The sequence below is a fragment of the Paraburkholderia bengalensis genome, from assembly GCF_037126505.1.
In the GTDB taxonomy this organism is placed as follows: Bacteria; Pseudomonadota; Gammaproteobacteria; order Burkholderiales; family Burkholderiaceae; genus Paraburkholderia; species Paraburkholderia bengalensis.
This window is the reverse complement of record NZ_JACFYJ010000002.1, coordinates 133,183-146,059: the sequence shown is the minus strand read 5'-3', so window position 1 is coordinate 146,059 and position 12,877 is coordinate 133,183. Positions and strand designations below refer to the sequence as shown.

At 63.6% G+C, this 12,877-nt stretch carries 9 protein-coding genes and 2 pseudogenes; 6 read left to right on the top strand and 5 right to left on the bottom strand.

What is annotated here, in order from left to right; genetic code table 11:
• The first annotated feature begins 24 nt into the window (after positions 1-24).
• Entirely contained in the window at positions 25-1,494 is a 1,470-nt protein-coding gene (locus H3V53_RS02245; protein WP_336596517.1) for an MFS transporter, read from the top strand.
• A gap of 123 nt (positions 1,495-1,617) precedes the next feature.
• Here the strand turns inward: H3V53_RS02245 and H3V53_RS02240 are convergent, their stop codons facing one another.
• Together H3V53_RS02240 and H3V53_RS02235 are read right to left on the bottom strand one after the other, a co-directional pair.
• Positions 1,618-1,881: a hypothetical protein gene (locus H3V53_RS02240; protein WP_054922596.1), complete on the bottom strand. Its 264-nt coding sequence runs from the start codon at positions 1,879-1,881 to the stop codon at positions 1,618-1,620.
• A gap of 154 nt (positions 1,882-2,035) precedes the next feature.
• A complete protein-coding gene (locus tag H3V53_RS02235; RefSeq protein ID WP_336596516.1) occupies positions 2,036-2,962 on the bottom strand; it encodes a LysR family transcriptional regulator in 927 nt (308 codons plus the stop codon).
• A gap of 129 nt (positions 2,963-3,091) precedes the next feature.
• Between H3V53_RS02235 and H3V53_RS02230 the strand changes: the two genes are divergently transcribed.
• A complete protein-coding gene (locus H3V53_RS02230) occupies positions 3,092-4,033 on the top strand; it encodes a DMT family transporter (RefSeq protein WP_336596515.1) in 942 nt (313 codons plus the stop codon).
• An 81-nt stretch (positions 4,034-4,114) separates the two neighbouring features.
• Here H3V53_RS02230 and H3V53_RS02225 read toward each other — a convergent pair.
• Positions 4,115-5,242, bottom strand: a pseudogene (locus H3V53_RS02225) (serine hydrolase domain-containing protein); the annotation flags it as partial.
• A gap of 553 nt (positions 5,243-5,795) precedes the next feature.
• On the opposite strand from H3V53_RS02225, the gene H3V53_RS02220 reads away from it, so the two are divergent.
• The 3 genes and pseudogenes from H3V53_RS02220 to H3V53_RS02210 form a co-directional block, all read left to right on the top strand.
• Positions 5,796-6,911, top strand: a complete 1,116-nt coding sequence (locus H3V53_RS02220; RefSeq protein ID WP_336596514.1) for a transglutaminase domain-containing protein — start codon at positions 5,796-5,798, stop codon at positions 6,909-6,911.
• 402 nt (positions 6,912-7,313) lie between these two features.
• Entirely contained in the window at positions 7,314-8,240 is a 927-nt protein-coding gene (locus tag H3V53_RS02215) for a winged helix-turn-helix domain-containing protein (protein WP_336596513.1), read from the top strand.
• A 237-nt stretch (positions 8,241-8,477) separates the two neighbouring features.
• Positions 8,478-9,437, top strand: a pseudogene (locus H3V53_RS02210) (hypothetical protein); the annotation flags it as partial.
• Between the two features lie 79 nt (positions 9,438-9,516).
• Here H3V53_RS02210 and H3V53_RS02205 read toward each other — a convergent pair.
• Both H3V53_RS02205 and H3V53_RS02200 read right to left on the bottom strand, forming a co-directional pair.
• Positions 9,517-10,932, bottom strand: coding sequence for a sensor histidine kinase (locus tag H3V53_RS02205; RefSeq protein WP_336596512.1), 1,416 nt, complete (start codon positions 10,930-10,932; stop codon positions 9,517-9,519).
• A complete protein-coding gene (locus tag H3V53_RS02200; RefSeq protein ID WP_336596511.1) occupies positions 10,929-11,600 on the bottom strand; it encodes a response regulator in 672 nt (223 codons plus the stop codon). Before H3V53_RS02200 ends, H3V53_RS02205 begins: the two co-directional genes overlap by 4 nt.
• A 126-nt stretch (positions 11,601-11,726) precedes the next feature.
• Between H3V53_RS02200 and H3V53_RS02195 the strand changes: the two genes are divergently transcribed.
• The gene (locus tag H3V53_RS02195; protein WP_419539398.1) at positions 11,727-12,815 is read left to right on the top strand and encodes an ABC transporter substrate-binding protein; all 1,089 of its coding nucleotides are present in this window, start codon (positions 11,727-11,729) and stop codon (positions 12,813-12,815) included.
• Positions 12,816-12,877 lie beyond the last annotated feature (62 nt).

The following is a 12,877-nucleotide window of genomic DNA, read 5'->3' as shown; positions in this document are numbered from 1 at the left end:
GACCAGACTTTTGGAGAGACAAACATGGCCATCACGGAGGAAGCGTCCGCGCTGCGCGCGGCGAACCGCCCGCAAGCAGCGCAACCAGCACAATCACCGCAATCGGCGGAAGCCGCCGCGCTCGCCGATCCCGCCGGCGTATCCGCGCGCCTCGACCGCCTGCCCGCAACCCGGGCGATCTGGAAGCTGATCCTGCTGCTCAGCCTCGGCTTCTTCTTCGAGCTCTACGATCTGCTCTATACCGGCTACGTCGCCCCCGGTCTCGTCCGAAGCGGCATCCTCACGCCGACCACGCCGGGGCTGTTCGGCACGTCGGGCGTGGCGAGCTTTATCGCGGCGCTGTTCAGCGGCCTGTTCGTCGGCACGATCGCATGCGGGTTTCTCGCCGACCGGTTTGGACGCCGCGCGATCTTCACCTGGTCGATGCTGTGGTACGTGGCCGCCAATACGATGATGGCGTTTCAGGACTCCGCGGGCGCGCTCAACGCTTGGCGCTTCGTGTCGGGCATGGGGATCGGCGTCGAGCTGGTGACGATCGGCACGTATCTGTCGGAACTCGCGCCGAAGCATCTTCGCGGGCGCGCATTCGCGGTCTGTCAGACCATCGGTTTCTCGGCGGTGCCCGTGGTGGCGTTTCTGTCGTGGCAACTGGTGCCGCGTGCGCCGCTGGGGCTCGATGGCTGGCGCTGGGTCGTGCTGCTCGGCGGAGTCAGCGCGCTGTTCGTCTGGTACTTCCGGCGTAATCTGCCCGAAAGCCCGCGCTGGCTCCTGAGCAAAGGCCGAAACGAAGAAGCGGACGCCGTGCTGCGCAAGCTCGAAGACACCGTCGCTCGACAGTACGGGCAGGCGTTACCTGCGCCCGGACCCGCCGATCCGCTGCCGCGCAAGGCCAGTTTCGCCGATATGTGGAAAGCGCCGTATCGCTCGCGCACGCTGATGCTGATCGTGTTTCACGTCTTCCAGACGGTTGGCTTTTTCGGCTTTGCAAACTGGGTGCCGACGCTTCTCGTCAAACAGGGCATCACCGTGACGTCGAGCCTGCTCTATACGACCGTGATCGGCCTCGCGGCGCCGATCGGACCGATGCTCGGCTACTGGATCGCGGATCGTTTCGAGCGCAAGCATGTGATCGTCGGCATGGCGGCGCTGAATATCGTGAGCGGGCTGGCGTTCAGCCAGGCGAGCTCGGCAGTGACGATCGTTGCGCTCGGCGTGCTGTTGACGCTCGCAGGCAACATCATCTCGTTCACCTATCACACGTATCAGCAGGAGCTGTATCCGACGTCGATCCGCGCTCGCGCCGTGGGTTTCGTGTATTCGTGGAGCCGGCTGTCGGCCGTGTTCAGCTCGTTCATCATCGCTTTCGCGCTGAAAGACTTCGGCGTGGCGGGGGTGTTCGTGTTTATCGCGGGATCGATGATGCTGGTGATGCTCTCGATCGGTATGATGGGGCCGCGCACGCTCGGCCAGTCGCTGGAAAGCATTTCTCACTGAAGTGATGGGTGGCGCTGTGCGCATGCCCGCGCCTCAACGTTCAATGAGCGAGGCGCCACGCCACGGTTGACAGGGCGTAGGCGCCTCGCTCATGACCAAAGCGACAACCATCAGCACAGTGGCTTAGTTGCCGAAATAGATCGGCTTCATTCCCGAGTTCGCGTCCGGACGGATCGAGCCTTGAATCTTGTGCTCGACGCGGGAAACGGCGTTGCGGAAACCATGATGCTGCGTGCCCGCTGCCGACGAACCATCGGCGACACCGCCGACATCTGCTTGCGTGACCGGGGCGTTGGTTGCGGGAGCCGTGTCAGTCGATTGGGCAAACGACGAAACGGCGGGGATAGCAAGAGCGGCTGCAACGACGAGCGATTGAACGAGTTTCATGATCTTTACCTCCAGTTGGATTTCTTCGCAAACACCCTGTTTGCGTTTCAGTGATTCCAGTCTAGGCCGGAGGAGAGATGTAATTAAGCCCTCGCAGAACAATTGAATGTTGCCAGAATAGGTACAAACCCTGATGCGTCGTCATGGGTGACATTCACTCGCCCGCCGGGCCGTGCAAATGGCTGGCGAGATAGTCGATCAGCGCGCGCACCCTCGACGGAAGGAAGCGGTTGGGCGGATACAGCAGCCAGACAGGACCCATATAGGGGCGCGCCTCGAATGCCCACTCGTCCAGCACCTGGACGAGGCCGCCTTCGCTCAGCGCCTGGGCAGCGGTGAAATCGGGCAGGCTCGCGATGCCGAAGCCCTGCAACGCCGCATCCAGACGAGCCCCTGTGTGATTGGCGATATACCGTCCCCTGACTTCCAGCGACTGGGTCTGCGTGCCGCGCCGGAAATGCCAGCGATTGTCGTCGACCGTTTCGCCGAGATACAGGCACTCGTGCCGGGCGAGATCGCGCGGCTCGACAGGCGTCCCGTTTGCCGCCAGATAGCCCGGCGACGCGCACAGCAGCCATTTCACCGTGCCGATCTGCCGCCCGGCAAGACCCAGTGGAGGCGAACGGGTCAAGCGGATCACCACGTCGACGTCATCGCGCAACGGGTCGACTTCGCGGTCGGCGAAGACGAGTTGCACGTCCACGTCCGGCCAGCTGCGCAGAAAGCCGGGAATCAGCGGATGAATGACGGAGCGGGCGTAGGCAATCGGCGCGCTGATGCTGACCTTCCCGCGCGGTTCGCCGACCGCTTGTCCGGCGACGTCGACGGCACCCGACGCCGCGCCGACGATGTCGCGGCAATAGCCGTACACCTGCGCGCCCGAATCCGTCAGCCGGACGCTGCGCGTCGAGCGTTCCAGCAAGCGCGTGCCGAGCGATTCTTCGAGCCGTTTGATCTGCCGGCTGACCGTCGACGGCGTGCTGCCCAACTGGCGCGCGGCCTCGGAGAAATTGCCGGCATCGACCACGCGGGCGAAGGTTGCCATGTCCGGCAACAGCGCGAAAAGCTCGGTGGGATTCATTGTCGTGCTCGCATCGACGCAAAAGCATTTGTGCACTGGCGACACAGAAGATGTTCGCCGCGACCGGATTATAGTTTCGCGTGCAATACCGGACAATTCGGTCCTGTCCGAAGAAAGAAGAGGTCCGCCATGTCGAAACAAACACGCTTGCTCTGGATGTCGGACCTGATGCTGCTCGCGGTCGCGATGGTCTGGGGCACGAGCTACGGGGTCGTGAAAGCCGCGCTGGCGTTCTATCCCGTGCTGGGACTGCTGGCGCTGCGCTTCGGGCTGACCTTCATCGTGCTGTCGCCGGCGTTGCGCTCGCTGCGGCATGCGAAGCCGTCCGCGTTGGCCGGCACGTTGGGCGCGAGTGTGCTGCTGCTCGGCATTTTTCTGGCCGAGACGTTCGGCATATCGCTGACGAGCGCATCGAATGCAGCGTTTCTGGTCAGCTTGTGTGTCGTGCTGACGCCGCTCGTCGAATGGGCGCTGCTGCGCAGAAAGCCGTCGAACGCGGAGTGGATGGCCGTCGCGTTGTCGCTGGCGGGCGCAGCCCTCGTGAGCGGCGGTGTGTTCATTCCGACGACGGGCGATGCGCTGATTCTGCTTGCCGCGCTGCTGCGCGCATTGATGGTCTGCGTGACCAAACGCGTGATGCGCGACTCGGCAATCGCGCCGTTATCGGTGACGGCGGTTCAGGCGGGCACCGTCGCGCTTGGCAGCGCCGTCGTCGCCCTGATCTTGCCCGGCGCGCGTTGGCCGGCGCTGCCGACGTTCGCCGGGCACGGCCTCTTCTGGATGAGCATTGGCTATCTGGTGATTGCCTGCACGCTGTTCGCCTTCTTCGCGCAGAATTTCGCCGTCAAGCGCAGTAGCCCGACGCGCGTCGCGTTGTTGATGGGCAGCGAACCAGCGTTCGGCGCATGGTTCGCGTACATCTGGCTCGGCGAGCAGCTTTCGCTGTCGGGCTGGCTCGGTGGCGCACTGATGGTGCTCGCCTCCGTGCTCGCCACCGCGCAGTGGAAGAAGCGCGCCAGCGCCTCCGCCTGCGTCGAAGGAGTGCGCGCGGCCGTTTCGCACGACGCCTGATGACGCACTAGGGCCGGCCTCGCTCGGTACTTCCGATGCCTTGCTGAGTTCGCTCATGAGAATCTGCGCGATGACGTTCGCGGGTGCGCGGCCGTCGGGCGCTGCAGCCGTCGTCGCCCACACGACGATGGTCGTTTTCGTGGCCGGATCATGGCCCATGAACGTATTGAAGCCGGGTATTTCGCCCGTGTGTCCGTAGAACGTGCCGAATTTGGCAAGGCCAAGGCAGTAACTGGCCGCCATCGGATCGGACGGTTGCAGCGACTGGCAACTGGCGAGCCGTTGTGCCTGCAGACCGGCGTTCAGATAGCCGCCGCCGACCATCCGTTGCACATACGCCGCCAGTTCCTTGACGGTTGAAATGCCCGAGCCGGCCGTCCACGCCCAGGATGTGCTCACGCCCGTCACGTCGGTGGGCTGCAGCGTCCCGTTCTTCGCGGCCGCCTGACGCTCGGGGGATAGCGCGTCGCTATCGGTCGTCTCGGCATTGGTGCCCCACTGGTAGCCATGCGGCGCGGGCGCGGGCAGCGACGTGTCGTCCTGCGGCGGAAGAAACGTATCGGTCAAGCCGAGCGGCGCAAAAAGACGAGCTTTCATCGCGTCTGCGGCGCTCATCCCCGTTTGCTGCTCGATGACAAGTCCGAGCAGCACCGTGTTCGTGTTCGAGTAGCGAAAGTCGGCACCCGGCGCGAAATACACCGGCTGCCCCAAGCCGATGTCCAGCAGTTCCGCGGCGGTCCAGAGTTTGTTGGGCTGCGAATCGAGCGTCTGATTGAATGCGAGACTGGTCGAATAGTTGTAGAGGCCGCTGCGCATCGTCAGCAACTGCTCGATCGTAATCTGGTCGCCGTTGGGGACGTTCGGGACGTATTTGCCGATCGGATCGCTCAGCGCGATCTTCCCTTCCTGCACGAGTTGCAGGATCACCGTGCCCGTCCAGGTTTTCGTCACGCTGCCGACGCGAAAGTGAGCGGTCGTCGGTATCGGTGTGTTCGTCCCTCGCACTGCCGTTCCGAACGATGCGAGCCAGTCGCCGTTTGGCGATTGCACATAGACGACAGCACCCGATGTCATCGTGTCCGCGAGCAAGGCGTTGATCTGGGGGCGCGCCGCGATGGCGAATGCGGGCTCGGTCGATGCCGGGTTGTCGTCGCCACCGCAACCGGGAATCGACAGGCCTATCCCGACGGCCAGTGCAACCGCATACATGCCGCGCGAAAACACGCGCGCCGAGTCCATAACAAAGCGGGGCGTTGCCATTGTTTTTCCCTCCGTCGTCCCGACGCCATGTCATCAGGGCGGGTTCAGCGTCGCTGGATGCAAGCTGCTTCACGAGTGTGCTCAAACCGAAATGAGCGACATCAGGACACCGCGCTGCACGTGGGCTTCCAGGCAAGCGCTCTCGTTCTTCTTTCGGTGCGTGCCGAACAACTATAGGACGCCGCGTGCGAAGCGAGCGTGTGATTTGCGCAGATAGCAATTCGGGCGATCGAACAGCTTCACCGGCTCAATGTGTTCCATAAAAACCAACAGCTATCGCGCGCCTGTCGGGCGTTGAGCGCCATCTGAAGTTTGCAATGCGCCTGCCACCAAAGCCAGTTTCCTTGATTTTCAGTGACATAGCGCGACGCAAAGAATTGGCACATTGCGTGCACTGTTGGTTTCAAGCCGGCGCTGTCGTTCGCGCAATCGCGCAATAACAGCATCGGTGGCTCGAAACACTGGACGCGTCGGCGCCCGGTATCGCTTCCGGAGTCTGCATATGCCGCTCGCCCGACTGCTCCTCTGCGTTCTGAAGTGCTCGATCGCGGCCGCGGTGCTTTTGCCCTACGTCGCGGGTGCCGCGAGTCTGCAGACCGCATTGCAACACGATGCATCCGGCGCGCGCGACGCGGCGTCCAGTGATGCCGTCACGCCTCGCGCACTGAAAGCAGGTATCGAGCGCCTGCGCGCCGGGACGTGGTGGGAAGCCAATCGCAAGATCCGCCCGGAGTTCGCGCAAGTCGGCGACCTGATGTTCCTGCTGCCGCTTGCCGACAACAAACTCGAACCGTCGTCGGACGCGGTTGGCCGCGTGCAGCGCCTGCGCGAGGCGCTACGCGGCCATCTGACGCGCGAACCTGCCGGCTGGCGCCGCCTCGTTGCGCAGGTGCGGGACGAGCGCGCGAAGGCCGGCGATGCGTCGGCCGCACTGCTCGCCAACGCGCTCGTCAACGAGGTCCGCTACCGCGACGGCACCGACGGCAGCTACTACGCGCCGGCACGCTTCTTTGCCGAAAGCGGCGTGTGCAAGGATTTCGCCGTCGCCAAATACCTGCTGCTGCGCGACGCGGGCTTCGATATCGCGCGGCTGCGTCTGGTGTCGCTCGCGCCGCGTTACAACAACACGCCGGACGACTGGCACGTCATCCTCGTCGTGCAGATCGACGGGGCGAGCGAACCGCTCGCGCTCGATTCGCCGAGCGCGCCGGGCGCAAAGCGCGCCAGCGATACGGCCAGCGAAGCATCGGCTTCGATCGGCCCGTCTGCGCTCCTCGGCGCGATCCTCGCCGGCCGCGAGCGCGCCGACGCAGTGCTGCGCGCACCCGCGAAAGCGATTGCCGCGCCGCTCAGCCGGTCGGGCCAGGCGCGGCGGCCGCTCGCGACAGTGTTCAACGAACAGGGCAGCCGGTCGTTCGAACGCGATGCGCCGGGCGCGCCGCAGCGCGCGCCGGCCGTCGGGCGAAGCGCGAACGCAATGTATGTCGACGAGATGGGCGATCCGTGGAAAGTCGACGGCTCCGGCACGTTTCCGAAGTGGCGCGTCGCCGTTGACCAGGCGGACGCGCAGGCGAGGTCTCAGCCAGCGGCGAAGCCCATGCGCGTGGCGGTGCGCTGACTGAGGCGTGGCTGGCGCCAGGTGGCGACGCGTCGCTCAGCTGCGAACACACCAGACGCGGCCAAGGCGAACTCGGGTAAACCGCTCAACCTACGCGACGCTGCCCGCTGAAAACTGCTGCCGATCCGTCAGCTCGACGCGCCAGGCAGCCCTGTCGCCTTGAAGGATGCGGGGCTTCGAAAGTGCCTGGACCGCTTGCCAGCAACGGTCAGCGATCTCTTCATTTAGTTAGGTATTCTTATAGAAGCCCGGACGTTTTCCCATTGTTCTTCGACCATACTTTTGGTCCACAGTGAAGGCTTTTAATGGTGGCGTTTGGACAGTTTGCCGGCAGAGCGCTGTCTGAAACACCATCACGCTGCGAATAATCTCGCTACCGGACTGCGCTACCCGAGTCAGTCTATGGACCACTGCCTTTTGACGCTTCCCCAATCGACCGCATATTGCCCTTATTGGACCAAAGTCCAATACAGGTCGCTGGACGTCAGGCTTATTCTGAGCAGGTTGCTTTGTCCGGAGCATTTCCATGACAACGTCAACCGCCCTGATGATGGCGATGATCCGCGCCGCCGGTCTGCCGCTTTTTTCGACTTTGACCCTTCTACGCGCGAGCGCCCGCTGTCAACCCGCGCATCCGCCTCCTCGTCACATCGCCCGCATGCCGGGGAAATTGCGTGCCAGCCGTTCACGAGGGAACCTGCCATGAGGCCCATCACGAACTGGGATCTTGTCGAGGCACGCGAGGCCGTTCGACAAGCCGCCTTCGGGCTTGCCCGAAGCGGTGCCTTTGATGGCTGGCAGGATGTCTGGCGCGCACTTCGCGGCCGCTTCGACATCGATCAGCTCGCGCGAATCTTCGAAAATCCCTTGAGCCAGCTGGACATCGATCAACGCTGCAAGAGAGCGCGGAATCCTTCACTCGTCGGCTGTCGAGAGGAACGCCAATACCCGCAAATGGCGCGAGACGAGTCCCGCCCGGTCGCGACATGGATTCCTGCCCCTCTGGATTGCAAAACACGGCGAGCTCCAGGACTGGCGGAGCGCATCGTTGCGCTGCTGGCCGACGGTAGCGAATGCACTGCAGTACATCTCGCAGAGCAACTGGACACGAGCCGCGGCGAAGTCCTCAGGGCGCTGCGTCCGCTGGTGAACGACGGGCTGCTGCAAGTCAAGCGATGCCTGGTCGGGCCACACGGCGGGCGAGGCGCGCGGGTATTTGCGTGCGCGGCCGCCAGACTCGACTGTGACGAGCGTGGGATGCGTGCGCCGTGGGGGCAGGCAGATCCTGTCGTCGCGGCGGCCATGGATGCTGTCGCCCGTCACAACTGACGACGCGTCGGTGAGGCCGCAATGACGAGAACCGGCGCGGCCAGCAGACGCCCTGCGTGCCGCCCTCGCGTCTGCGCTCTTCCGCCGCTCGTCTTCGCAACCTGTTGCCGGGCGCCGGCGGGGAGCAATCACATGCTCAAAAGACGTCAGATTCTCGGCTGCCTGACGGCGCTCGGGGGCAGCTATGTGCTGGGCGGATGCGGCGGCGGCAGTGGCTCCGCCCCGAGCGCTGCGACGAGCAACCCGCGCATCGTCACTGCAGCAACTGCGGGTACCTTTTACGGAATCAACGGACACTACGATTATCGCTACACGCCCGCCCAGGTCGTCGCGATCGTGAAAGCCCTGGGCTGCTCGACCTATCGGCTCGGCTGCACCGACGACCCGCCGCAACTGAGCGCCGTCGTGAAACTCGCTCAGGCATTCCAGGCGGCAGGACTGACCTTGTTCGTGCTTATCGATCTCAGCATCTACGACAGCAATCGCGTCATGTTCGCCAGCGAATCGATCGCGTACGAGCGCGGGCGGTCCTGCGCGGCAACGGTCGCCACGGCGCTTGGCCCCTACGGCGTGACGATGTACGAGTGCGGCAACGAATTGACACGGGCAGGCGACATCATTCTCGACCCCACCAATGCCGGCACCAAGGCCGTGGATTTCAACAACACCAACTGGCCCGTCATGCGCGGCCTCATTCGCGGAATGATCGATGGCGTGAAGTCCGCGCAACCAGCCGCGAGATGCGGCGTCAATTTCACTGTGGCCGACATCGGCGCATCCGACGCGTTGTGGAACGGCACGCAGCCGGATGGAAGCAGCGGCCATCCGACGGTACGTTGGGACATGACGACATGGCATAACTTCGAGGTCTACGGCGACATCTTCAACCTCGGCTCGGATGGATCGGGCCCGGGCTTCGACCTGCCTGCGTATTGCCAGGCTCATTACGGCGTGCCGTTCCTGCTCACCGAATGGAACACAGGGCCCGAACAGTCAGCAGCGTATCGCGCAAGCTATATCAGCACGAAGTTCGCCAACTACTTCGTGGCCAGGAAGGCGAAGAACATTCAATCGGTGATGTACTACGAACTCGACAGCGGGAACGACACCTTCGGCCTGATGATCGACGGTGCCATATTGAGTCAACCTTATGACGCATTCACGAGCTTCATTGCGGGGCACCCTGACAGTGGCTGACAGGCGTGAGAAATGCGCCGGCTTCCGGACCCGGTATGCGCGAATTCGTGCATCGTGATGCGCCCGCAGAACAAACCACTCATCGCTCGCGCTTCGCGGGTGGAAACGTCACCCGCGCGATCAACCCGCCGCCGGGCGCATCGAGCAGACTGATTCGCGCGTCGTGCACGCGCACGATCTCCCGAACGATCGACAGCCCAAGCCCGCTCCCTTCGACAGTCTGCGTCGCGCTGCTTCGATAGAAGCGTTCGAACACGGCTTCGCGTTCGTCGGCGGCAATGCCGGGGCCGTCGTCGATCACTTCGAGCACCGGCCGCGTGTCGTGCGATGCAACCCGCACGGTGATCACCGACGCGTCGCCTGCGTAGCGAATCGCGTTGTCGATCAGATTGCCGACCAGTTCCGTCAGCAAATGCGCCTGCCCGACCACGTCCACGCGTGCCGCCTGCTCGAAGCCCAAATCGATGCCGCGCGAGCGCGCCACGGGCGACCAGTCGAGCGCCGCGTCGCGGGCGATCGCGTGCAGTGGCACGACAACCAGCTGCACGGCATGACCGCTGTCCGCATCGAAGCGCGACAACGACATCAATTGCTGCACGATCCGCGCCGCCTGCCTCACCGCCCGGTTCAGGCGGCGCAAGTGCACGTCGCGGCACTCGCGCGTGCCGGCCGGCGCGGGCGCGTCGTCGCGCATCGCCAGTTCGGACTCCGCCTGTATCACGGCAAGCGGCGTCTTCAGCTGATGCGCGGCATCCGCGAAAAAGCGCCGGCGCGATATCAGCATCCGCTGCGTGCGGCCGATGTACTGATTGATCGATTCGACGAGAGGCGCCACCTCGCATGGCAGCCCCTCTTTGTCGAGCGGCGTGGGATCGTCGTCCGAGCGTGCAGCCACCTTCGCGGACAAGCGTCTGAGCGGCAGCAAGCCGCGCTCGACGCCGAGCCGCACGATGCCGAGCGCCAGCACCACCAGCAATCCCTCCTGCAACAGCGAGCCCGACAGGATCTCGCGCGCGAGCGCTTCGCGCGCATCGGGCGTTTCGCCGACCATCACCTGCACGACGCGCGTCTGCGCGTTCGGCACATCGTGCACAGGCAGCCGCAGTGCCGCCATCCGCAATGGCTGGCCACGAAACGTCGAGTTGTAGAAGCGCGTCTGATACGGTTCGGCGAGCCGCTTCGCGGGCAGCGGCAGATCGGCATAACCGGTGATCGCGCGGCCGCTTTCGTCGCGGACCACGTAATAGATCTTGCCGCCCGTGTTCGATTCGAACATGTCCAGCGACAGATACGGCAGGTCCACTTCGATGTCGCCGTTGCGCAGGCGAATGCCCTCGCGGATCGACTTCAACGAGAAGCCGAGCGTGCGGTCGAATGCGGCGTTGGCCGCGTCCATGGCGCGCTGGTAGGTCAGGCACGCATCGAGCGCGAGCAGTGCGAGCAGCGGCCCGAGCAGCCATATCGATACCTGCATCCGCAGGCTGCGACGTTTCATTGCGGCTTTGCCTCCAGCAGATAACCGAGGCCGCGCAGCGTGACGATGGCCACATCACTGTGCTCGATCTTCTTGCGCAGGCGGTGCACGTAGATTTCAATCGCCTCTGGGCTGACGGACTCGTCGAGCCCGAAGATTTTCTCCGACAGCGTCTCCTTGTTGATCGCGCGGCCGTTGCGCAGGATCAGCACTTCGAGCACCGCGCGCTCGCGCGGCGTGAGCGGCAGCGGCGTCGCGTCCAGGCTGAAGCCGCGATCGATACTGTCGTACACCAGCGAGCCGCATTGCACCCGCGAAGGACCGTGCCCGTGGCTGCGGCGGATCAATGCCCGCGCACGCGCCTCGAGTTCCGTCAGCTCAAATGGCTTGGCGAGGTAATCGTCGGCGCCGAGCTCGAGGCCGCGCACGCGGTCTTCGACGGAACCTTGCGCCGACAGGATCAGCACGGGCACCGCGTTGCGGCGCGCGCGCAGCCGCCGCAACACTTCGAGGCCGTCGAGTTTGGGCAAATTCAGATCGAGAATGACGAGCGCGTAGTCCTGCGTGCGCAGCACGTGATCGGCGGCTTCGCCGTCGCACATGCAGTCGACGGTGAGGCGCGCGCTGGTGAGCGCATCAGTGAGCGAGCGGGAAAGGATGGGACTGTCTTCGACGAGCAGAACACGCATGGTGGGAACCTCTGTTATTCAAGACTTGTCGGCGATGGCGCCTTGATTTTCTTTAAAAATGAAAGCGATCAGAAAGCACGCACTACTTAAACTTCGCAACACAAAACATTCGACGCGGAGGAAGACGTGCGGACCGTCCTGCATTGCATTGCCTTATCCATTCTTCTTTCAGCCGGCTACGCGTCGGCACAGGTTCCATCCGGTTATCCGGGCGGCTATCAGGCGGTGATAGACGGCGCGAAAAAAGAGCGCAAGCTGATCGTCTACTCGGCCACCGATACCGCGCCCGTGCGGCCACTCATCAAGGACTTCGAAGCACTGTACGGCGTGGAGATCGAATACCACGACATGAACAGTACGGAACTGTACAACCGCTACATCAGTGAACGCGCGGCCAACAGTAAGAGCGCGGACGTGTTGTGGAGTTCCGCAATGGACCTCCAGGTCAAGCTCGTCAACGACGGCCTGATGCTCACGTACGAATCACCCGAAACCGCCCATCTGCCGCAGTGGGCGCAATACCAGCAGCAGGCTTACGGCACGACGTATGAGCCGCTCGCGATCGTCTACAACAAGCGGCTCGTAGCAGCGGGCGATGTGCCGCAAACGCGCGCGGACCTGATCCGGCTGCTGCGGGCGCGCGCCGATCAGTACCGGGGCAAGGTCACGACTTACGACATCGAAAAATCGGGCACCGGCTTCAATTACCTGACGCAAGATGTCCGAGTGAATCCGCAAGTCACCTGGGAACTCGTCAAAACAATCGGCGAGACAAAGCCAAAGCTTCAGACAAGTACGGGCGCAATGATGGAGCGGATCTCGTCGGGCGAGAACCTGATCGGCTACAACATCCTCGGCTCATACGCGTTTGCCAAGGCTAAGAAAGATCCGTCCATCGGCTATGTCTATCCGAAGGATTACACGCAAGTCGTCAGCCGCCTTGTGACGATCTCAAAGAACGCGGCGCATCCGAATGCCGCGAAGCTCTGGGTCGACTATCTGCTGTCAAAGCGCGGCCAGACGCTGCTCGCCAATCGGGCTGACCTGTTCTCGATTCGCGCCGACGTCGACGGCGAGACATCGATGGCACGCCTGTCGAAACAACTCGGCGATTCGCTGAAACCCATTCCGGTCGGCGCTGGCTTGCTGGTCTACCTCGACCAGGCCAAGCGCCTCGAATTCCTGAAGCAATGGCAACGGGCAGTCCGGCGCTAGCCCGCGTCTGACCCGCAGCGCCCTTTCCATCCATCACGTATTGCTCGATGCGGCGAATCACG

Bases quoted from the DNA above. Each gene is read 5' to 3' on its own strand.
- H3V53_RS02200 (WP_336596511.1), bottom strand. From the start codon at position 11,600: ATGCGTGTTCTGCTCGTCGAAGACAGTCCCATCCTTTCCCGCTCGCTC.
- H3V53_RS02245 (WP_336596517.1), top strand. From the start codon at position 25: ATGGCCATCACGGAGGAAGCGTCCGCGCTGCGCGCGGCGAACCGCCCG.
- H3V53_RS02235 (WP_336596516.1), bottom strand. From the start codon at position 2,962: ATGAATCCCACCGAGCTTTTCGCGCTGTTGCCGGACATGGCAACCTTC.
- H3V53_RS02205 (WP_336596512.1), bottom strand. From the start codon at position 10,932: ATGAAACGTCGCAGCCTGCGGATGCAGGTATCGATATGGCTGCTCGGG.
- H3V53_RS02215 (WP_336596513.1), top strand. From the start codon at position 7,314: ATGGACCACTGCCTTTTGACGCTTCCCCAATCGACCGCATATTGCCCT.
- H3V53_RS02240 (WP_054922596.1), bottom strand. From the start codon at position 1,881: ATGAAACTCGTTCAATCGCTCGTCGTTGCAGCCGCTCTTGCTATCCCC.
- H3V53_RS02230 (WP_336596515.1), top strand. From the start codon at position 3,092: ATGTCGAAACAAACACGCTTGCTCTGGATGTCGGACCTGATGCTGCTC.
- H3V53_RS02220 (WP_336596514.1), top strand. From the start codon at position 5,796: ATGCCGCTCGCCCGACTGCTCCTCTGCGTTCTGAAGTGCTCGATCGCG.